At 55.3% G+C, this 22,019-nt stretch carries 17 protein-coding genes; 7 read left to right on the forward strand and 10 right to left on the reverse strand.

Annotated features, from left to right (window positions below; translation table 11 throughout):
- Window positions 1–93 precede the first annotated feature (93 nt).
- Entirely contained in the window at window positions 94–861 is a 768-nt protein-coding gene (locus BXP70_RS09010) for a DeoR/GlpR family DNA-binding transcription regulator (RefSeq protein ID WP_245849569.1), read from the forward strand.
- Between the two features lie 222 nt (window positions 862–1,083).
- Window positions 1,084–3,615 (forward strand): translocation and assembly module lipoprotein TamL, encoded by a 2,532-nt coding sequence (tamL, locus tag BXP70_RS09015; protein ID WP_086593693.1) that lies wholly within the window; start codon window positions 1,084–1,086, stop codon window positions 3,613–3,615.
- A 96-nt stretch (window positions 3,616–3,711) separates the two neighbouring features.
- On the opposite strand, the gene BXP70_RS09020 is transcribed toward tamL, so the two are convergent.
- Window positions 3,712–5,916 carry an alpha-ketoacid dehydrogenase subunit alpha/beta gene (locus BXP70_RS09020; protein WP_086593694.1) on the reverse strand — a complete coding sequence of 735 codons (2,205 nt, stop codon included), beginning with the start codon at window positions 5,914–5,916 and terminating at the stop codon, window positions 3,712–3,714.
- Between the two features lie 226 nt (window positions 5,917–6,142).
- Here BXP70_RS09020 and hemF point away from each other — a divergent pair, with 226 nt between their 5' ends.
- Together hemF and BXP70_RS09030 are read left to right on the forward strand one after the other, a co-directional pair.
- A complete protein-coding gene (gene hemF, locus BXP70_RS09025) occupies window positions 6,143–7,108 on the forward strand; it encodes an oxygen-dependent coproporphyrinogen oxidase (protein ID WP_394334981.1) in 966 nt (321 codons plus the stop codon).
- Window positions 7,101–7,712, forward strand: a complete 612-nt coding sequence (locus tag BXP70_RS09030) for a phosphatase PAP2 family protein (protein ID WP_086593696.1) — start codon at window positions 7,101–7,103, stop codon at window positions 7,710–7,712. Before hemF ends, BXP70_RS09030 begins: the two co-directional genes overlap by 8 nt.
- 245 nt (window positions 7,713–7,957) lie before the next feature.
- Here BXP70_RS09030 and BXP70_RS09035 read toward each other — a convergent pair whose 3' ends face one another.
- From BXP70_RS09035 to BXP70_RS09045, 3 genes are all read right to left on the reverse strand, one after another.
- A complete protein-coding gene (locus tag BXP70_RS09035; protein ID WP_086593697.1) occupies window positions 7,958–8,164 on the reverse strand; it encodes a hypothetical protein in 207 nt (68 codons plus the stop codon).
- A 54-nt stretch (window positions 8,165–8,218) separates the two neighbouring features.
- Window positions 8,219–8,809, reverse strand: coding sequence for a riboflavin synthase (locus BXP70_RS09040; RefSeq protein WP_086593698.1), 591 nt, complete (start codon window positions 8,807–8,809; stop codon window positions 8,219–8,221).
- 104 nt (window positions 8,810–8,913) lie between these two features.
- Window positions 8,914–10,332, reverse strand: a complete 1,419-nt coding sequence (locus BXP70_RS09045; RefSeq protein WP_245849571.1) for a sugar transferase — start codon at window positions 10,330–10,332, stop codon at window positions 8,914–8,916.
- A gap of 169 nt (window positions 10,333–10,501) precedes the next feature.
- Between BXP70_RS09045 and BXP70_RS09050 the strand changes: the two genes are divergently transcribed.
- The 3 genes from BXP70_RS09050 (at window position 10,502) to BXP70_RS09060 (ending at window position 13,008) form a co-directional block, all read left to right on the forward strand.
- Complete coding sequence (locus BXP70_RS09050) at window positions 10,502–11,155, forward strand: protein-L-isoaspartate(D-aspartate) O-methyltransferase (RefSeq protein WP_086593699.1); 654 nt, start codon at window positions 10,502–10,504, stop codon at window positions 11,153–11,155.
- Window positions 11,156–11,697: 542 nt separating this feature from the next.
- On the forward strand, window positions 11,698–12,216 hold the full coding sequence (locus tag BXP70_RS09055; protein WP_086593700.1) for an acyl-CoA thioesterase: 519 nt from the start codon (window positions 11,698–11,700) through the stop codon (window positions 12,214–12,216).
- Between the two features lie 12 nt (window positions 12,217–12,228).
- Window positions 12,229–13,008 (forward strand): hypothetical protein, encoded by a 780-nt coding sequence (locus tag BXP70_RS09060; RefSeq protein ID WP_086593701.1) that lies wholly within the window; start codon window positions 12,229–12,231, stop codon window positions 13,006–13,008.
- Between the two features lie 236 nt (window positions 13,009–13,244).
- On the opposite strand, the gene BXP70_RS09065 is transcribed toward BXP70_RS09060, so the two are convergent.
- From BXP70_RS09065 to alaS, 6 genes are all read right to left on the reverse strand, one after another.
- Complete coding sequence (locus BXP70_RS09065) at window positions 13,245–14,378, reverse strand: TlpA disulfide reductase family protein (protein WP_218779760.1); 1,134 nt, start codon at window positions 14,376–14,378, stop codon at window positions 13,245–13,247.
- Between the two features lie 182 nt (window positions 14,379–14,560).
- Complete coding sequence (locus BXP70_RS09070) at window positions 14,561–15,730, reverse strand: TlpA disulfide reductase family protein (RefSeq protein WP_245849573.1); 1,170 nt, start codon at window positions 15,728–15,730, stop codon at window positions 14,561–14,563.
- Between the two features lie 99 nt (window positions 15,731–15,829).
- Entirely contained in the window at window positions 15,830–17,290 is a 1,461-nt protein-coding gene (gatB, locus tag BXP70_RS09075; protein ID WP_086593703.1) for an Asp-tRNA(Asn)/Glu-tRNA(Gln) amidotransferase subunit GatB, read from the reverse strand.
- A gap of 277 nt (window positions 17,291–17,567) precedes the next feature.
- Complete coding sequence (locus BXP70_RS09080; RefSeq protein ID WP_086593704.1) at window positions 17,568–18,329, reverse strand: DUF5995 family protein; 762 nt, start codon at window positions 18,327–18,329, stop codon at window positions 17,568–17,570.
- Between the two features lie 96 nt (window positions 18,330–18,425).
- Entirely contained in the window at window positions 18,426–19,178 is a 753-nt protein-coding gene (locus BXP70_RS09085; protein ID WP_086593705.1) for an energy transducer TonB, read from the reverse strand.
- A gap of 138 nt (window positions 19,179–19,316) precedes the next feature.
- Window positions 19,317–22,007 carry an alanine--tRNA ligase gene (alaS, locus tag BXP70_RS09090; protein WP_086593706.1) on the reverse strand — a complete coding sequence of 897 codons (2,691 nt, stop codon included), beginning with the start codon at window positions 22,005–22,007 and terminating at the stop codon, window positions 19,317–19,319.
- Window positions 22,008–22,019 lie beyond the last annotated feature (12 nt).

A 22,019-nucleotide genomic window follows, 5' to 3' on the forward strand; every position in this document is an offset into this window, starting at 1 on the left:
AGAGTGTCTCGCTGCTTAGTTCCATGCACCTCTAGTAACTATAGGCCAGGTGTAAAGTGGTGTTGGCAAAGCCGAATTGGATACTTTTACCCGATGAATCCTCCTAGCATGAAACGGCACCAACTCATTCTGCAGCGCTTGCAGGAGCAAAAGCACGTAGAAGTTCCAGACCTCTGCGAGGCGCTGAATGTCTCGGCCGTCACGATTCGAAAGGACCTGAGGCTGCTGGAAGAGAAAGGCTTGCTTTTCCGCACCCACGGCGGCGCGGCCCTCGAAAATCCGTATATCAAGGATCGGCCGGTGAATGAGAAAGAGCGACTCAACGTGGAGGAAAAGCTAGGTATTGCGCACGCGGCGGCGCAGCTACTCGGCGCGCAAGAGGCCGTCATTATGGCCTCAGGCACTACGCTGGTTGCGCTGGCCCGGGCTATTCCACCGCACTTACCCCTGACGGTCATTACCTCGGCGCTCAATGTGGGACTGGAACTCGTGCAGCGCCCCGAGATTGAAGTAATGCAGCTAGGTGGTTATCTGCGCCATAGCTCGTCTTCCGTCACTGGCCCCCACGCCGAGCAGGTGCTGGCCGATGTGTCGTGCAGCAAGTTATTTTTGGGCGTGGATGGTCTCGACCTAGACTTTGGCCTGACGACTACCAACATCAGCGAGGCTCGCCTAAACCAGGCCATGATGCGCGCGGCCCAAGAAACGATCGTGTTGGCCGACTCTTCTAAGTTTGGCAAGCGTGGCTTCGGTCGTATTTGTGGCCTGGATCAGATTCACCGCGTCATTACCGACAAAGGCATTGCCGACCAAGACGCAAAACGGCTGGAAGAGCAAGGCATCGCGCTGACTATCGTTTAGCCAGCCGCCCTGCCTAATATACGCTATATAACCATTGCACTACCCTAGGGGCTTTACTCCTCGAAAGTTCATGGCTCACCTGGCAAGAGTATTGCGGCAGGGTTCAACAAAATCTCGGAACTTAGCACCTGCCCAGCGCGCTTGCTGCGTTCAGCAGAAAAACGCCGGGTCGGAGCCTGTGCCATTGCCGGTACAGCACGCGCACGTATTTCGCTACTCCTTTTGAAACCAAACTTGCCTTTTTCGATCCGTTGGGCGCGGGTTATTTCTTCCCAGGCAGACTGGCGCGGGCTTCTCACCGGGCTGGCCTTGGTGTTGCTGGTCGGCTGCTCGCCTATTCGCCTGCTTCGGCCGGGGCAGAACTTGCTGAGCAAAGTCAAGCTGGAAGGCGTGAAGCAAGCCAGTGAGGAACGCCTCGAAGCCCTGTACCAGCAGAAGCCTAATTCCAAGTTTCCGCTGCCCAAGCTAGGTATCTACCAGTTTGGTACGCTGTTCTACGACTCGGTTCGTATTCGCCGGGAGATCAACAAAGACCAGCGCAAGTTCGACGCTAAAATTCAGGCTGCCCGCCCCGATTCGGTGAAGGTTGGCAAGCTGCTGACCAAGCGCGAGCAACACGTGCAGCGCCACCAGCTCGCCTTGGACAAGGGCAACGCCATTATGCGTATTGGGGAGGCCCCAGTGGTATACGACACCGCCCGCACGCGCGCTACAGTGCAGCAAATCAGCACTTTTCTAAAATCACAAGGCTTTTTTCGCAGCCACGTATCGGCCACCGATACCGTGGAAGATCGACAGGTAACGGTTACGCTGCACGTAACGGAAGGGAAACCCTTCACCTACGAGCGCCTCGACTACGACATTGCCGATTCGGCGGTGGCCCACCTCGTGCTGGCCAATCAGGCGGCCTCGCTGCTGCGCCTGCACGACCGCTACAACGAGGAAGTAATTGGGCAGGAGCGCTCCCGCCTCGAAACGTTACTCAAGAACTCGGGCTACTACGATTTTCGCTCCCAATACATCACCCTAGAAGCCGATACCAGCTATACGCCTGGCACGGTGCGCCTACGCACGTTCATTACTAATCCCGGCCCGAATGAGCCCCACCATATCTATACGATCCGCGACGTTAACTTCCTGACGGATGCCGGGGTTACACGCTTCGGCGTTACGCGCGACACGATTGTGCGCGACTCGGTGCGCTACCTAGCTTACAAGCACCGCTTTAGCACGAAGGTCTTGGACCGCAAGCTTGCGATTCGGCCCAACCAGCGCTATAATCTTCAGAATACCATTCTTACCCAGCGTCAGCTCGCCGACCTCGACATTTTCCGCTTCAACACGGTGAGCTACCGCCGGGTACGCACCACCGAAGGCGACACCACCACTCGGCAGCTTGATGCGTTTATCAATGCCTCCCCGACGAAAAAGTACCAGGAAACGACAGAGCTAGGCGCTACGTACGTATCGACCTTGCTAGGGCCATTTACGAACGTTCGCCTCAAGATTCGTAACGTGTTTGGGGGAGCAGAGGTACTAGAGCTAGGGGTCAGGGCAGGTTTCGAGGGCCAATATAACCGCCTTACTGGCAGCCCCGTTCTAACGACGCAGCTAGGAGCAAACGTCAGCCTGATTCTGCCACAATTCCTGGTGCCGTGGCAACCGAACCGCTACCTGACGCGCTACAACCCGAAAACGCGCTTCAACGGCACCTATACCTACGTGCGGCGCCCCGAGTACACGCGCACCAACCTGGAGGGCACCTACGATTATATCTGGCAGCGCTCCGCCTACCATCAATACGTGCTGACCCCAGTCGATTTGAGCTTGGTCAACGCCAGCCGGATTGCACCTTATTTTCAGAAGCAACTTGATTCGCTGGCCCTGACCGGCAGCCCGCTTATCCGTAGCTTCACGCAGCAGTTCGTACCGAGTATGAACGCTACCTCACTCTACAACTCCAACGACTTCAACCAAACGCGCGATGCCCGCTACTACCGCCTCTTTGCAGAAATAGGAGGATTAACGCGGTCCTTGTATCAAGGAATACTCAACGACCGGAATATTCAGGTGTACAACTTCGCGCGGCTGGCCGTCGATTACCGACGTTATATAAAGCTAGCTCCGCAATCCTTCTTCGTGTATCGCTTCAACGGGGGCGTTGCGCACGCGCTGAGCAGCACAACTGTTGACCGCACTAATCCGGAAACAGGTGAAACCACAAAGATTCAGCAGTACATCATTCCCTACGACAAATACTTTTTTGCCGGCGGTGCTTCCAGTGTACGCGCTTGGCGGCCCCGACGCCTAGGTCCGGGCAGTTATGCGACCAAGTACAACGTAGAGCAAGATGGACAGTCGGTGCTGCTTCGCAACTACAACGTAGAGCAGCCTGGTGAGGTCTTGCTAGAAGGGAACCTTGAGTACCGGTTCCCGGTGTATAGCTTCATTAAGGGCGCGCTTTTCACGGACTTCGGCAACGTGTGGAGCTTGCAGAAAAACGAGTTTCGGCAAGGCGCCGAATTCAAGATCAATCAGTTCTACAAGCAGTTTGCCGTGGGCTCCGGCATCGGCATTCGCCTGGATTTCACCTTCCTGATTCTGCGCTTGGATATTGCCACCAAGGTCTACGACCCCTCCGCCGAAGGCAGCAACTGGGTATTGCGTAAGTTCAGCTTGCGTAGCGGCAACCCCAACAACATCAACCAGGACTCCCCCACGGCTTTCAACCTAGGTATTGGGTATCCATTCTAGGTTGAATGGCTGACTTGTTGAATAGCTAAATGGTTGAGCTCTATTCCTAGCGCACCATTTAGCTATTCAACAAGTCAGCCATTAGCTAGTTACCTATCAAAACTTTAACAGCTCGTCCAAGGCGGCAGCTACTTTTTCAGCTGTGGGCAACATTTGGCGCTCTAGGTCAACGTTGAGGGCAATGGCAGGCAGGTTGGCTGCCCCAAGCATGAACACGGGCGCATCGAGTTCCCAGAAGCAAGTGCGCTGAATGCGGCCGGCCAGCGACTCGGCAAAAGAGTTCATGAGTGGCTCCTCGGTGAGCACCAGCACTTTGCTGTGAATGCGTACAGCCATTTCCACCGCGTCGAAGTCGAGCGGGTTGAGGGTACGCAAGTCCAGAACCTCCACTTGTCCGGCAAAAGCCCGGCTAGCCGTTTTGGCCCAGTAGACGCCCATTCCGTAAGTAATCACCACGCAGGTAGCACCGCGACGGAGTTGCTCTGGGTCGGCAGCTTGAGCAATGGCAGCCTTGCCCAGAGGAATCACGTAGCCAGCCGCCGGCTCGATGGTTTTGGCGTCTTCCGTGCCCGGTACTTTGCTCCAATACAACCCTTTATGCTCCAGCAGCACCACGGGGTTTGGGTCGAGGAACGCCGCCCGCAACAGGCCTTTCATGTCGGCGGCGTTGCTGGGGTATACCACCTTAATGCCCCGAATCGTGAGCAATGTGCTCTCTACCGAGCCCGAATGGTAGGGCCCGCCGCCGCCATAAGCGCCAACTGGCACCCGGATCAAGGACTGCACCGGAAATTGCCCGTTGGTTAGGTAGCACGATTTGCTCAGTTCTTCCACCAACTGGTTCAAGCCCGGCCAGATATAATCGGCAAACTGAATTTCCACGATGGCCTTGGCTCCCACCGCCGACATGCCCGCCGTCGAACCCACGATGTACGCTTCCTGAATGGGCGTGTTGAACACGCGGGTGTCGCCGTACTTCTTAGCCAGCAAAGCAGCTTCGCGGAACACTCCTCCTAGCTCACCACCCACATCCTGACCGTAGAGCAACGCCTCTGGAAATTCACTTAAGATCTCATCCACGGCGTGCAGGGCGGCATCCACCATGAGCACTTTCGCCGCGCCATTAGGGGTGCGCTCCCCGGCTTCTTCGGTAACGGCGGGCGGGGCAAACTCGTGGTCGGCGAAGGTGGCAGGGTCAGGGCCGGGCGCGGCTTGGGCGCGTTGGAAGTCGGTCGCTACTAACGCCCGCACTTCCTCCGTCAGCTGTTGCAGTTCGGCTTCGCTGATACCTAGGTGCAGCAGATGCTGGTGCAGGCGCGGCAGCGGATCGAGCAGCACGTGGGCAGCTAGGTTGTCGCCGCGGTACCACTCGCGGCGCACGCCGCTGGTGTGGTGGCCGAGCAGCGGGCACTTGGCGTGCACGAGCACCGGTCCACGGGTGCGGCGCACGTACTCGAAGGCCTTGGCCAGTACCACGTAGCTATTGTTGAAGTCGGCCCCATCCACGCGCAAGCGGTGCAGGCCTTTGAACCCCGCAGCAAACTCATACGCATCCATGGCGCGCATCTCGCGGCTCGTGGCCGAAATACCCCAGTCATTATCCTGCACCAAATAAATGATGGGCAACTGATGCAGCACCGCCATCTGCAAGGCCTCCGACACCTCTCCCTCCGTCATGGCCCCGTCGCCGATGGAACACAGCACCACGGGGGAAGTGGCAGGCGCTGAATAGGAAGCGCTAAGTGAATGATTAGGTGTCGCATTTGAGGTAAGATCCAACTCAGCATTTAGCGTTTCCAGCCCAACACTTCTCAGCCCCTGGCTTTCCAAATACTTCAGTCCGTGCGCCATGCCCGTGGCCGGAATGGCTTGCATACCCGTGGCGGAGCTTTGGTGCGGAATGAGAGGAAAGCCAGAACGGCGCAACGCAGGGTGGCCGTAGTAGGTGCGGCCGCCGGAAAAAGGATCATTGCCCTTGGCCATAAGCTGAAGCATGAGCTCGTAAGGCGTCAGGCCAAGGCCCAGCAGCAAGGCATCGTCGCGGTAGTAGGGCGCGGCGTAGTCGGTGGGGCGCAGGTGAAAAGCCGCGGCTAGCTGAATGGCCTCGTGGCCCCGGGCGGTGGCGTGCACGTAGCGGCCCGTAACGGCCTTATTCTCTTCATAAAGATGAGCTAGCTCGGCGGCCGTGCGCATGAGGCGATAAGCCCGCAGGAGTGTGTTGCGGTCGGGTGCTTCGGCGAGTCGGGCAGCAGGCTGCGGCGTAAAACTGGACTCGAAAGGAGGATTAGATGGGGTGGACATCGACGGAAATAGAACGGAACGAATTTACGGCTTCCCCGCTATTATCAGCGAGCAGCGGCGTTTTCTGCGTAATTTTGCGGGTACTTGCCACGCTGCTTCGGTGCGTGAGCGGTTAATACCGGGTGGCTTGGAGCCCTACAACGTTCGTACTGCGTCTTTTTGGATGCTGGCCTAACTTCGTTGCTCTTAGCTCGCGCACTTTCCCATAACACCTACTAGCCCCGCCGTGGAATACCCTACCTCCTCGCCTTCCCTCGCTCCTGCTTCTGGCCTGCGTGCTACCGTTGAAGACTGGATGCGTGATTTTCAGCGTCGCTTGTGCGCCCAGCTAGAGGCGGCCGATGGCCAAGCTAGCTTTCAGGCCGATGTGTGGGAGCGGCCCGGTGGCGGTGGCGGTACCTCACGCGTGCTGGAAGGCGGCGCCGTGCTGGAGAAAGGCGGCGTAGGTTTTTCGGCTGTGCACGGCGAGATGAGCGCCCAAGCGGCCAAGGTGCTGCTGATGCCTAACCCGGCATTCTTCGCCACGGGCGTGTCGGTGGTGATGCACCCGCGTAGCCCTCGCGTGCCAATCGTTCATATGAATGTGCGCTACTTCGAGGCCGGCAACGGGGAAGCGTGGTTTGGCGGCGGCATCGACCTGACGCCCATCTACGTGGACGAGCGGCAGGCTCGCTGGTTCCATGAGCAGTTGCAAGCGGTGTGCGCGCGCCATGATTCTGGCTATTACCCACGCTTCAAGGCGTGGGCCGACGACTACTTCTTCTTGCCCCATCGCCAGGAAACCCGCGGCGTGGGCGGCATCTTCTTCGACCGCCTGACCGTTGGCAAAGAAGGAACTGCCGAGCAGCTATTTGCCTTCGTGCGGGACGTGGGCGACGCATTTGGGCCGATTTATACGGAGCTGATGCGCCAAAATCAAGCCCTTCCTTTTGGAGAAGCGGAGGAGAAATGGCAGTTGGTACGGCGCGCCCGCTACGCCGAGTTTAACCTAGCATTTGACCGTGGCACGCGCTTTGGCTTAGAGACCGGCGGGCGCACCGAGAGTATCCTGATGAGCCTGCCCCCGCGCTGCGAGTGGCATTACAACCTTCAGCCCGCGCCCGGCTCGCCCGAGGCGACCACCCTAGCCTGGCTACGCAAAGGCGTGAACTGGGCTACCTTACCCGCCGAGAATTTCACTACCCTTGATTGAGTCGTTAAAAGCCCTGGACCGCTGGCTCTTAGTAGCTGCCAACAACCATCATTCACCGCTGCTGGATAAGTGGATGGTGTTTTTCTCAGAGCGCTTCGTTTGGTTTCCAGCGTACTTTGTTATCCTAATAGTGCTCAGCTACTTTTACCGGCAACGGGCGCTGCTACTGCTGCCGCTGCTGGGTGTAAGTGTGGGCCTAGCCGACGCTATATCAAGCCGGTTCTTTAAGCCATATTTCGCCCGGCTGCGCCCCTGCCACGACCCCATGCTATCGGCCTCACTGAACTTAGCGAACGGCTGCGGTGGGCAGTTTGGCTTTTTGTCGTCGCACGCAGCGAATTCTTTTGCGCTGGTCGTATTCCTGTGGCTTGTGTTGCCACGCCGTTATTGGGTAGCGAATGTGCTATTGCTGGTATGGGCTATTCTGGTGTCGTACAGCCGCATGTACCTCGCTGCCCACTACCCCTCCGACGTGCTAGCTGGCGCCACATTGGGCAGCTTGCTAGCTTGGTTTTCGGCTACTCTCTACCGCCTTGGGGCCGCTCGGTGGTGGCCTAACCTTGTGGAATCCACGCACGGCAAGAACCTAGGTTCTATTTCGTAGCTCCAACGACTCTGGAAACGCAGTCTATTCTTCGCCTGCTTCGGCAAGCTACAACAGCCTCTGCGCAGAAACTGGCTTCCGATAAGGCGCCTGTTTTGTTCTCTTCATCCGCCGAGGTAATAAATTAGAATACCCATCGACGTTAGTTGGCATCTGAAAAGATACAGACTCAAACTTGAGCTAAGTATTCACAAGAAAGCCGCTGTTACGTAGCGTAGCAGCGGCTTTCCTGTAGTCGACATACGTTAGCGCGTGGGTTTACGCCCGCCCGTGTGCCCATCTCCCCGGTCACCCTGGCCTGGTTTGCTGGTTATCTTAGAGTTAACCCGGTCGTCGCCCGAGAGAGAGCGGTGTAGGTCTACTTCGCTAGTAAATTGGCCGCGGGCATTGCGCCGCACGTAGCGCTTGTCGCCGGGCGTGGGCTCGATTAGTTCTCGCTTAGACTTAGACATGGCAGTAACAAGTTGATCTTCTACTTGCTACGCAACTCCTGCCAATCAGTTTAGCTATTTACCCAACAATTTTGCCACGTACTTACCTACGATATCAAATTCCAAATTCACCGTGTCGCCGGGAGCTAGGTCCTGGAAGGTGGTGTGCTCGTAGGTGTAGGGAATGATGGCGACCGAGAAGCTATCGTCGGTGCTATTGAAGCAGGTGAGGCTGGTGCCGTTGATGCAGATCGAACCTTTCTCCACCGTCACGCGACCGGGGCCCGGCTCATAACGGAAGCTATAGAGCCAGCTGCCGTTTTGATCTTCTACGCTTTGGCACACGGCCGTCAGGTCGACGTGGCCTTGCACGATGTGCCCATCGAAACGGCCATTGGCCGAGAGGCAACGCTCCAAGTTCACGCGCTTGCCGGGCGCCCAATGACCTAGATTAGTTTTCTGCAACGTCTCGTCGATAGCCGTCACCACGTGCGTTCCAGCCGCTTCGTCAACGGCTACGACTGTCAGGCACACACCATTATGCGCCACACTCTGGTCGATTTGCAGCTCCGCCGCGAAAGGCGAAGCAATGGTAAAGTGGCGGTTGGTACCCTCAGTGCGCACGTCCGTTACGGTACCTAGGGCTTCTATAATTCCGGTGAACATTTTTCAGTTAATAGTTAACAGTTACCATTTAACAATTCTGACAGGCTTCTGCTCCTTGTGGAAACACAACAACTGTTAGAAGCTAAATGGTAGATGGTAAATGACTATTTTCCTCTTCCTTCCAAAATAATTTTCAGCGTGTAAAGGAACACGCGGAAGTCCATGGCCAGGCTCATGTTCTCGATGTAGAGAATGTCGAACTTGAGGCGCTCCACCATCTGCGGGACGGTCTCGGCGTAGCCGTATTTCACCTGACCTAGGCTCGTAAGGCCGGGGCGCACCCGGTGCAGGTGGCGATAATGAGGCGCTACTTTCACAATCTGGTCGATGAAGAACTGCCGCTCGGGGCGCGGACCAACAAGGCTCATGTCACCCTTTAGCACGTTCCAGAACTGCGGCAATTCATCGAGCCGGACCTTACGCATAAAGCGGCCCCACGAAGTAATGCGCGGATCGTGGTCGGAGCTGAGGGCAGGTCCCATTTGCTCAGCATCCACGTACATCGAGCGAAACTTAACGATGCGAAAAGGCACACCGTGCCGTCCAATGCGCTCTTGCGAGTAGAACACCGGCCCCGGCGAGGAAAGCTTCACCATGATGGCCGTGAAGGCATAGACAGGCCAGGCGAAAACCAGAAACAGCGCCGACAGCACCACGTCGAAGACCCGCTTGGTGACTTCTTGCCACAGAGGTAACAAATCATGCTTAATCTCGATGAGTGGAGTTCCAAACAAATGGTTCACCTTCACCGACCCTAGCAGCATCTGATACAAGTCCGGCAGAATACTTACGCGCACGGGTGTGCCTTCGAGCAAGGTTAAGATCTCCTGGATCATGCGGTGCTCACTGGGCTCGATGCTAATGACGACCTGCTCAATTTTCAGCACCCGAATCAGGGCGGGGAGCCGTAGGTAAGACCCACGCGCCGGCAGCTCCGCCGCTAGCTCCGGGTCGACGGTGTCACCGACAGGCGCGAAGCCGATGAGCTTCAGCCCGAGGTGGCGTCCAGTGCGCTGTAGTTCGTGGTAGGTGTCGCGGGCCAGGGCATTGGAGCCCACTAGCAGCGTATTAAAGGAAATGTCGCCCCTGTACACTAGTTTCTGTACGCTCGAAACAGCCCAGGTGCGCAAAATAGCCGTGATGGAGAAGTGCAGCAGAAAATAAGCCGTAATGGTCTTATAATAAAGCTGGTAATTCTTCACACCCTCGTCATCCAGCAGCAGGACAAAGAAAATGATGATGGCGCCGATTGCCGAAACCCGACCTAGCCGAATGATTTCCGCTAGGCGCGACTTGCGGAAAATATTCTGGTACTCCCCGATCAGCACGTACAGCACCGTCCAGAACACCGCAATCATCACGGACGAGCCCGCCAGGAAGAAGAAGGCGCTTTCCGTGAAGTGGTACCCGTCCATTAATTCGCTGAGCAAGTACTTGCGCAGCAAAAAGAAGCAAATCCAGGCCAACAGCGCCGCTCCGAAATCGGCGCCTATTAGCTTCAGTTTTTGGAAGGTACGGATCAAGGGTGGTAGCAGCCCGGCCGGCTACTCCCGGCAGGCAAGTTGATTTGTGAGATGGAAGCCGTAATTTCGCGGCTGGTGCTGCGCTGCGGGCCTTTTTCGTCCGCCTTGCACCGTCGCAAAGGTAGGGCAATAAACCGGAACCCGACAATGCCCTTTCCACTCTTCCCACATGCACGCTGATAGTTACCGCCACCGCGGGTTGCGGCGCACGTTGGTGGCCGAGCTTCGCCGCAAAGGCATCCACGACGAGCGGGTGCTGGCCGCTCTGGCTACCGTACCGCGCCATTTGTTTTTTGAATCTGCTTTTCAAGAGCACGCTTACCAGGACAAAGCGTTTCCTATCGGGGAAGGTCAGACCATTTCCCAGCCCTACACAGTGGCTTACCAAACCCAACTGCTGGACCTAGCTCGGCACGAGCGGGTGCTAGAAATCGGGACGGGTTCGGGCTACCAGTGTTGTGTGTTGCTTCAGCTTACGCCTCACGTCTACAGCATTGAGTACCAACCGGTCCTGTTTGAGCGCGCCGGGCGCCGGTTAGCTGGCATGCACCAGTCGGCCCACCTCTTCTGCGGCGACGGTTCCTTGGGCCTGCCCAACCACGCTCCTTTCGACAAGATCCTGGTTACGGCCGGCTCGCCCAACATTCCCCGAACGCTGCTGCACCAGTTGCGTGTTGGCGGGGCGTTGGTTATTCCGGTTGGCGATGCGCAGGTGCAGCGTATGATGCGCGTAGTGCGCGAAACCGAGACGGAGTTTTCGCGGGAAGTGTTTGAGGAGTTTCGCTTCGTACCGCTGCTGGGGAAAGCAGGGTGGCAAGGGTGAGGCTACTGAACACGCTCAAACTTTTCGGAACGATGCGATGCAGCACCTTCATCTTAGTTCATCAATCAAGTAATGTGTTGATTTGCTGAAGACTATCAAGCCGTCATTGATCTGAGCTTTCATCAAGATCGGCTACAAGCCTCTTGAGTTGCTGAAGCAGTTCGTTTATATCCTGGCCATTTAACTACTCCGCCAGCTTCTGCTTACGAGGCACTGTCAGTATATGCAAAGATGGCAGCGGCTATAGACTAGCGTTCTTCTTGTGGGTTGAACAGGAACCAAGTGAACTAATGATCCAACTGTTGCGCAATGGACAGACAACGAATTGCACTATACTTTTTGGGACATCCTAGTGCCTTAAAACGCTATTTTACGGAGAAGCTGATTGACGCAACAAGTGTTACCAGAGCTCACCCAATATGATACAACTGGACGAGCTACTCCTAATTGCTACCGGCTTAGTACTTTTTAGAAGACGATTCTCTGAAACCGAACTCCCCTATCTTTGCCTCTCTTTTCTCTGCTGAATAACTCTCACCTGAATGCGCAAACAGAAGCCCGTTAAAGACTCGTTCGTAATTATGACCGAGTTGGTGCTGCCCAACGATACCAATACGCTCAACAACCTGATGGGCGGCCGCATGATGCACCTGATGGACATTGCTGCCGCTATTTCCGCCCAACGCCATTCCAACCGCATTGTCGTTACGGCTTCCGTGGATAACGTGTCCTTTCAGGCAGGCATCAAGCTAGGTAGCGTAATTACTTTGCAGGCGCAAGTTACACGGGCGTTCAGCTCGTCGATGGAAGTGCACATTGAGGCCTGGTCGGAGGATGTGCCTAATGGCACCAAGTTCAAGTCGAACGAGGCGTTCTTTACCTTCGTGGCCGTGGATCAGTCGGGCCGCCCGATTGATGTGCCAGAGGCCGTTCCGGAAACTGAGAACGAAGTCAACTTATACGAAGGTGCATTACGTCGGCGTCAGTTGCGCCTAGTGCTCGCCGGACGGCTACATCCCCGCGACGCCAACGAGCTAAAAGCTCTTTTTGAACTCGAATAAACTCTGTATTCCGTGGATCAGCAGGCCGCTTTAGCCTTTTTCTCAACGTTCTACACTAACACGTCGCTCTACGTGGTAGAAGAGCCGGCTACGGAGTTATTGGCTCCGGTTGCGCCTGTGGTAGCAGCGGCCGTGCCGCCCATTGTTCCGCTACCAGTTGTAGCCACCCCGCAACCTAGCCCTGTGGCAACAGTTGCGGCTCCTACTCCAAAACCAACTCCACCGGTCGTACCACCAGCGCCAAGCAAGCTACCCTCGCTAGCCGGCTTGAACCTACAGTCGAGCCCAACGCCGGCGCCAAAGCAAGCGCCCGAACCTTCACCAGTGCCCACGCCTCCGCCAGCGCCGGTGCCCAGTGCTCCACGCCAACCTACCGCCACCTCTTCGCCGGTAGCTAGCACGCCATTTTCTACCCTCGGCAGCAATCCAAATGGACTGATCATTCTGGTGCGCTTAGATCCGGTGCGGTTTCAGCGCTTGCCCAAGAACGTGTTCCTAAACAACGTTCTAAAAGCTATTCGGCTGATTGTAGAAGATGTAGTACTGATTAATGTGGAGTCACATTTACCGGTAGCACTCAGCACCTTACGCCAAACGTTGGCCGCCAAGCAAATTATTGGTTTCGGAAAAAACCTGCTTGATGTAGCCGTCTACAAAACGCAGCTTTACGAACCGGTATTGCTGGTCAACGACGTCGCCTATTTGCCGGCCGCGGAGATTGAGCTAATTGAAGAAGATAACAGCCGCAAGAAGCTGCTCTGGCAAGCCATGCAGCGAATGTTTCTGCGCTAGGTTTCTAGGACTTAGGGCTATTGACGGCAGCCCCAGCAGGGCAGAATAGTAGAAGAAAAATTACGCAAGAACGACCCGAGCCCTAGTGGGGCAACACCTAGCTTCGGTGTCGCCCCGCTAGGGCTCGGGCTATAACTTTGATCGTGAAAGCTATCGATGTATCGTCTTGCTGGGGTTCTACTAACGCCCACTTTCAACAAGTAGGCGTTGGCGCCGACAAACGAAAGCTCTGGAACCTACGCGCCAGGTATCAGTGAAGCTAGCTTCGCCTCCAGTTCGGGGCCACGCAGGTTCTTAGCGATAATGCGCCCCTGTGGGTCGAGCAATACCGTCTGTGGAATGGCTTTCACGCCATAGGTTTGCCCAGCGGCGCTTTCCCAGCCTTTCAAATCTGATACCTGAGTCCAAGAGAGCTTGTCACTCTCAATGGCTTTGAGCCACTTATCACGGTCCTGGTCAAAGGAGACACTGTAAATGGCGAAGCCTTTGTCCTTGAACTTGTTGTACATGCGCACCACGTTGGGGTTTTCTTGGCGGCAAGGTCTGCACCAGCTCGCCCAGAAGTCAACCAGCACGTACTTACCCCGCAGCGACGATAAGGCGACTTCTTTGCCATCGGGGGAGGCAAGCTTGATTTCGGGTGCTACCACCCCCACGGCCGTAGAGCGCAAGGGGTCTAGCTTGGCGGCCAAGATCTTGGTGTAGCGCGAATCGGGCAAGTTTTTCCGGAACTGCGTGGCCATCGAGTCGGCGAAGGTAAATTCTTCGTCGGGGTTCAATAGATTACCTACCACGAATGCCGAAACCACCGAATTGGGGTTCTGCCGCACGAGCTGCTTGGTAGCTTTGGTGTTCTGCGCCTGAATAGCAAAGGCTGTTGCCTGAATTTTCTGTAGCGAATCGGTTTTGCCACTCTGCGCGGCTTGCTCGTAGCGCTGCTCCAGCTTGCTCATAGCCGTTTTGGAGCTTTGCATAATACGCGTGAGCTGCTGCATAAGCTCAGAATCCTTGGACCCTTGCACCGAGTAGGAAGTACCTAGCTTTTGGGCATCACCACTAAGTTGGATGTTGCTGCCATTGCTCAACATCAAAAGCACCTGGTTAGCATCGTTCAGCTTCACCTGGTACACGCTGGCCTCAGGTGCAGTGCCCTTAAGCGTAAAGCGGCCTTTGTCGTCGACCGTCGCAGTATCGCGGGTGAGAAATTGGTTTTCCCCTAGCTCGGCTAGGTACACTTTCGTGCCAGCGGGTGCGTTGGTCAACTCCCCGCTTACTTCGTAGCCGCCACTGGTTGAGCTACTAGGCGGGGTAGCTTTATTACAAGCATTGACCATGCCCAACAGGGCGCCAAATAGCAGAATGCTTTTCATGTTGTGCTTCATCTCAGGTGGATTGGCCAGCTAGGGACCGGCAAATCAGTGTGCAAAGGTCAGAATTTAAAGTTGCAAGTTGCCGATTTTGGCAGGAACTGAAAAATGTAGTGTTCTGCTTTGCCAATGATTATTTCTACAACGCAGAAAATGCCTCTTAGTTCCTGGCTGTTTTAAGTTGGTCAACGCAACAATGAAGCAATTTTGGCCTCTAGGTCAGCGCCACGTAAATTTCTAGCTACAATGTGCCCTTTGGGGTCAAGTAGAAAGGTTTGCGGAATAGCATCCACCCCGTAGGCGGTTCCTGCCGCGCTTTTCCAGCCTTGCAAATCAGACACTTGCTTCCAGGGCAAGCCATCAGCAGCAATGGCTTTCACCCACTTTTCTCGCGAGTCATCTAGGGAAACGCTGTAGATTTCAAAGCCCTTGTCCTTGTATTTCTGGTATAGCTTAATGACGTTGGGGTTTTCTTGCCGGCAAGGGCCGCACCAGCTCGCCCAGAAGTCAACCAGCACATACTTACCCCGCAAGGACGACAAGGCGACTTTCTTTCCGTCAGGGGCCGCTAGCTTAATTTCCGGCGCTAGCTGACCAACTGTCGTAGTTGCCGTCTTTTGCTGGTAGTTAGCTAGCATCTTGGTGTAGCGCGATGCCGGTAAGGTCCGTTCAAAAGCAGTGGTCATAGAATCGGTAAACGCCCGCTGTTTCCCATCCCGCATCAATAGGGTTGTCTCGAAAGCAGCAACATACGAATCGGGATGCTGCTGAATCAGCTTCTTCCTCGCGGCAGTGGCAACATCCCGGCTGATCTGCATCAAACCCTCATCGGGTTTCGGCAAGTCACTGGATTTTAGGCTCGTAGCTATCCCCTCCTTAAGCCGCTTTTCTTGCATCGCACTGACATAGTAGAAGCTAGCTTGGGTTTGCGCAGCCCTAAATTGAAGCAATGTCGCCGCTGCTGCTGATCCTTCAAGCCAATAAGAGTTAGACAGTTGGACAACATCGCCAGTTAGCCGCAACTGCACGCCGTTCTCCAACGGAACCATTAGCGGGAACAGCATCTTCTTTTCGCCTACAGTCAGACGATAAAGAGCAGGTTCCGCTACTTGTCCGCGTAGTACAAACTGGCCTTGCGCATCGGCATAAGCCGAATCTAAATGTATAAGGTGGCCTTCTCGCGTATCGCTTATCAATACCTTGGTTCCTGCGGGCGCATTCAGCAAGGTGCCACGTAACTCATACCCTGTGGCTGAGCTAGCATCGGGCGCACCCATGACATTGCCTAGCCCATTAGCAGCACAAAACATTCCAGCCCCCAAGGCAGCCAACGACGAATAGATTTTTAGTAGCATAAGTATAATAATTTGGTTTTGAGAAAGGTATAAATAAAAAGCACAGGCTACTTTAAGTAACCTGTGCTTTCGTATTCAGTGCCTTTTTAGTTGATTGGCTTACGCTGCATCTAGTTTCTGACGTAGTAGTTGGTTTGCTGCTTTGGGGTCGGCTTTACCACCCGTAAGCTTCATCAGCTCACCCATAAACATGCCCGTAAGCGACTTTTTGCCCGCTCGGTACTCGGCTACCTTTGCTGGGTTGGCGTCGAGCACCTGCTGAATCAAGGCCTCCAACGCGCCGGCATCCGACTGCTGCAATAACCCTTGCGACTCCGCCGCGGCGGCGGCCGTTTGCGTTGGGTTTTCGAGCAAGTATGGGAACAACTGTTTGGCCGCTACCGAATGGCTTACTTTGTTCTCATCAATGAGCTTAATAATATCAGCTAGGTGCTGAGCGGTGAGCGGAAAATCTTCCATCGTCACGGCGCGCTCGTTCAGGTACGATTTCAGAGGGCCTTGCACCCAGTTGGCCGCGGCCTTAGCGTTGGTAGTCAGGCGGCTGAGCTCGTCGAAGAACAGAGCCACTTCCTTCTGGTCGATGAGCACGTTGGCGTCGTAGTCCGACAGACCTAGCTCACCGGTGAAGCGGGCATAGAGCTGCTGAGGCAACGCTGGCAACTCCGCCTGCACGCGGTGCAGCCACGCGTCGTCGATGATCACAGGCGTGAGGTCAGGCTCGGGGAAGTAACGATAATCGTTCATCGTCTCCTTGCTCCGCTGCCCGTTAGTAGTGCCACTGGCCGCGTCGAAGCCGCGCGTTTCGCTCGTTATTTCCTCACCAGCTTCCAAAATAGCAATCTGGCGCTCGATTTCGTGGTCGATGGCGCGCTGCACGTTGCGGAAGGAGTTCATGTTTTTCACCTCCACTTTCATCCCGAATTGCTTGGCATCCTTCAGCATCACCGAGATGTTGGCGTCGCAGCGCAGAGAGCCTTCCTCCATGTTGCCGTCGCAAACCCCTAGGTACTCCACCAACTTCTTGATTTCTACCAGATAAGCGTAGGCTTCGTCGGCGTTGCGAATGTCCGGCTCCGATACGATTTCGATGAGCGGCACACCGGCGCGGTTCAGGTCCACGAGGGTTTCCACCTCGCCGGCCAAGTGCATCGACTTGCCCGCGTCTTCCTCCATGTGAATGCGCGTCAGGCCAATCTTCTTTTCGGTGCCATCGGGCAGACGAATATCGACGTGACCGGCGGTGCAGATTGGTGTTTTATCCTGCGTGATTTGGTACCCCTTGGGAAGGTCGGGATAGAAGTAATTCTTACGGGCAAAAATGTTGTTGCGCGTGATCTGGCAGTTCGTAGCCAGGCCCATCTTAATGGCGTAGTCCACGGCCGTGCGGTTCACGCGGGGAAGCGTGCCGGGGTGGCCTAGGGTAATTACACTCAGGTTGTTGTTAGGCAGGGCGCCGTACTCATTCTCATCCGATGAGTACATTTTGCTGTGCGTGAGCAATTGCGCGTGTACTTCCAGACCGATAACGGGCTGGTATTTAGCTTTGATCGTTTCGTCCATATGGTTTGAATCACAGAGTTCCGCTGAATCAGCAGATTTCGTTGATTTTGGGTGCTAAGGTAAGGCTAGCGCGCTTTTATTTTTCTTAATAGAAAAGCAAGATACCCCAATATGCAAACTCCTTTCAAAAGGCGAGGCCGTTGTATGTAGAAATTACCCTATGTGCCCAAAGATCAATAAGCAACATTAACCGAGTTAACGCCACGGTTATGCAAATGGTTTATAAGCCTTTATAACTGTATTGAAAAGCGAGGCTTTAACTATTGGCACACCTAGATTAGTTAACCACCGTCGTATCAATCAGCCGGATAGTGCGGGCGGTATCCTCGTACTCCGTCCGGCGAATTAGGCTTAATACTAGTTGCGGACCTAGCCCAGGATTGATGATTTTGCGAGCTAAGTTATACACCATTGTATCCATTGTAGCAATGTGCGCGCGTTGCTGCTGATGGTTCATATTGGCCAGCAACGTGGCATTGGCCCAAGCGGTTTTGCGGGCCACCCCGATGCTGAAGTTGAGCACGCTGGCTTGTTGGGTAGCCGCCACGCGAGTAAGCCAGCGCATAGGCAGCCATACTTCCTCCAAGCACTTCTGAATATCGTCCATCAAGGAGGTAATCACGTCGTTGATGCGGTCGAAATCGTTCTTCAGCGCCTTGATTTGCGAGCCCGGCGCGACAACTGCGGCGGCAATAGCTAGGTCTAGGTTGATATGCGTGTTGATGCCGAGCACCAGTTGCTGAATGACGGTAAGTGACTGATTAAGGCAGCCGTCAAATGCGTATTTCCACGAGGCGCTGCACGCGGCTTTCTGACCGTACGCCTGCCAGGCCTCTAGGTAGCGCCGGGCAAACACGATGTCCAGCTGTTCCATGCGGGCACCGTCTTCAAATGCCCCAGCCCTAATACCTTCCGCTACGGCCATCGTCATGCGCTTATACAAAGCGGCAAAGTACCCCGCTCGGTTCTGCGTCTGCTCGCAGGTTTGCACAATGGTGTCGATGGCCGTTACGACGTCGGAGATGCGGTGCAGTTCCATAAGTGCCTGGCTTTACTGGAAAAGGTAGGCTTTTTTTTGAAAAGAGAGGTTAGCCTAGCTTCACGCATTCAATAGGCTGGCTCTCATATCATAAACCTATCTGATGGAGAAAGTTACGGGCACGACAAAATGCACCTCCACTGGCTCTCCATCTTGCGTACCTGGAGTTAAAGTTTTCGGCAACCTCTCCACCGCTTGCACGGCAGCTTTTCGCAACGAGGCTGGCATGTTGCTTTTGGTATTCACATCGCGAACGTGTCCTGTTTTGTCTACCGTAAAACCTACCAATACCTTCCCTTGCGTAGCACCCCGTAAAGCGCCTGCTGGGTACCGAGTATTTTCGGAAATATCGCGCAATAACGCATTAACGCCTCCTGGATAAGTAGGCATTTGCGAGAATTCGAAGAATTTGGCTGACTCTCCATTTTCTTTAAAGCATTCTTCTACCGTGCGGTTTCCTCGCTTGTCGTACTCCTCTCGCCGCTTCAACTTGCCACCTACGTGGTACACAACTCGTTGGCGCAAAGAATCATTACTGTATTGTTCCCGATACCATACAGCCCCATTTTCCCGAAAATGTACTGCTGTACCGTGTTCAATGTGCTTGCGAATGTGGGCGAACTGTGTGGAGTCGGTGAGACGCCCGCTGGGGGCGGCATAATTCCGTACTACGCCACCTACGCTGTCCCGATACACTAGCTGCGACCAGCGAGCGGCCTGCTGGCGCGATAATACTTCGTCGCCTTTCTTATCATAGTAAACCACCCTAGACTGGGGTATTACTTGTGCCTTGCAGAACAGAGGCATGCACATTCCAAAACCCAACAGTAACCTCTCAAAGTTATTCATAGAATAATCTAGTATTAGAGAAGCAATATCTATCTCGTGAAGGAGCTATCCAAAGGTTTGAAAAAGTAGAAGGCTAGCTTCTTCACCTAACGCTTGCTAGATGAAGGAACTAGCCTTCTACTTTGATCTTATTTTAATTTATGCAAGGCTCTTGCTCACTGATTCTTCCGCCTTGGCAATAGCAGCATCCAGGCCAGCCGCGTTCTTACCGCCAGCAGTAGCAAAGAACGGCTGACCACCGCCCCCACCCTGAATTTCCTTCGCCAGCTCGCGCACTAGCGTCGAAGCGTTGAGCTTACCAGCTTTGGCAACTTCGTCGTCCAGCATCACAGCCAGTTGCGGCTTGCCGTCAATTTCAGCGCCGAGTACGGCCACGAGGCTAGGTACCGCTTGACGCAGATCGTAGGCTAGCTTCTTGAGCAAGTCGGCCGACGACACGTTCACCTTGGCCGCCAAGAACTTAACGCCGTGCACGTCTTTCGCCTGGGCAGCTAGCTGCTCCTTCTGCGCCGTTACGTTTTGCAGTTCAAATTGCTCTAGCTGCTTGCGCAACGTGGTGTTTTCCTCGCTCAGCTTCTGGATGCTCGTCAGCAAATGCTGTGGGTTGCCGAGGGCTTCGCGCACGGCCGTGAGTTGGTCGAGCTGCGCTTGCACGAAGTTCTCCGCAGCCTCCGCCGTCACGGCTTCGATGCGGCGCACGCCGGCACCCACGGCACTTTCCGCCGTTATTTTGAAGAAGCCAATGTCACCGGTAGTGCGCACGTGGGTACCACCGCAGAGCTCCACCGAGAAGTTAGGATCGAAGGTGATAACGCGCACGAACTCGCCGTACTTCTCGCCGAACAACGCCGTAGCACCTAGGTTTTTGGCTTCGTCGATCGGTACGTTGCGGCGCTCGTCGAGCGGGATTTGCTGCCGGATGCGCTGGTTCACGAGCGTTTCCACTTGGCGCAACTGGTCGTCGGTTACTTTGGTGAAGTGCGAGAAGTCGAAGCGCAGGAGCTTGTCGTTCACCAACGAGCCTTTCTGGGCCACGTGGCTGCCTACCACTTCGCGCAGCGCGGCTTGCAGCAAGTGCGTGGCCGTATGGTTCTTGCGAATCAACTCGCGGCGGGCGTGGTCGATACGGGCGAAGAACTCGCCACCTAGGTCCTCAGCATCGGGCAGGTCGAGAACGGTGTGCACGATAAGGTTGTTTTCCTTCTTCGTGTCAATCACGCGCACTTTCGACAGGCCCGACTCGATGTAGCCCGTGTCGCCAATCTGTCCGCCCGACTCAGCGTAGAACGGCGTTTGGTCGAGCACCACTTGGTACTCGGTTTTGCCTTTCTGCGTCAGTTTGCGGTAGCGCAGGATGCGGGCCGGCGCTTCTTCGAGGTCGTAGCCGACGAAAGTTGGCTGCTCGTCGTCGGCGTTCACGATGGTCCAGTCGCTCTGCTCGGCCTCTTGGGCGTTGCGCGACCTAGCTTTCTGCGCTTCTAGCTCTTTCTTAAAACCTTCTTCGTCTACTGTCAAGCCCTTTTCGCGGGCAATAAGGGCCGTAAGGTCAAGTGGGAAGCCGAAAGTGTCGGAAAGTTCGAAAGCGGCCTTACCGTCGATGGTATTATCTTGGCTTTTAAAGGTTTCCTCGAGCGCATCAATGCGGCGCAGGCCCGTTTCTAGGGTTTTCAGGAAGGCAATTTCCTCTTCCTCAATCACGCGCTGCACAAACTGCTGCTGTTGCTTTAACTCGGGGAAAATACCGGCCATCTGGTCGGCCAGCACCGGCACAATCTTGTAGAGGAAAGGCTGCTTCTGCGCGAGCGACGAAAACGCGTAGCGCACGGCGCGGCGCAGGATGCGACGAATTACGTAGCCAGCCTTCACGTTGCTCGGCAGCTGCCCATCCGAGATGGTAAAGCTGATGGCCCGGATATGGTCGGCAATAACGCGGATGGCAATATCGGTGCGTTCGTCCTCGGTGGCAGGTTGGTCGTTCACCGTGGCGGGCGACGTGCCGTGGTATTCCACGCCGGCTTCCTGGGCAATGAACTGAATGAGCGGCTGAAAAACGTCGGTGTCGTAGTTCGACTTCACGCCCGACACGGCCATCATCAAACGCTCGAAGCCCATGCCGGTATCGACGTGTTGCTGAGGCAGTTTTATGAGCGACTTATCAGCTAGGCGCTGAAACTCCATGAACACGTTGTTCCAGATTTCCACCACTTGCGGGTGGTCGGCGTTGATCAGCTCGCGGCCAGGCTTCTGGGCTACTTCTTCCTCGCTGCGCAGGTCGATATGGATTTCGGTGCACGGACCACAGGGACCGGTGTCGCCCATCTCCCAGAAGTTGTCCTTCTTGTTGCCGGGCAGAATCCGGTCGTCGGTGGTGTACTGGCGCCACAGGTCTTGCGTTTCCGTGTCAGCCGTAAGGTTATCGCCTTGGTCGCCTTCGAAGTAGGTTACGTAGAGGCGGTCTTTGGGCAGCTTGTACACTTCGGTCAGCAGCTCCCAGGCCCAGGCAATAGCTTCCTTCTTGAAGTAATCACCAAAGGACCAGTTACCTAGCATCTCGAACAAGGTATGGTGGTAGGTGTCGTAGCCTACCTCTTCCAAGTCGTTGTGCTTGCCCGACACGCGCAGACACTTTTGCGTGTCAACGAGACGCTTGTACGGCGCAGGCTTGTTGCCCAGGAAATAGTCTTTGAACGGGGCCATGCCGCTGTTGATGAACAGCAGCGTGGGGTCGTCTTTTACCACTAGCGGCGCCGAGGGCACGATATGGTGGCCTTTCGAAGCGAAGAAATCGAGGAATTGCTGGCGAATGTGAGCGGCAGTCGGTCGGGACATGAGGAAGGGGGA

The sequence above is a fragment of the Hymenobacter crusticola genome (assembly GCF_002154225.1).
In the GTDB taxonomy this organism is placed as follows: domain Bacteria; phylum Bacteroidota; class Bacteroidia; order Cytophagales; family Hymenobacteraceae; genus Hymenobacter; species Hymenobacter crusticola.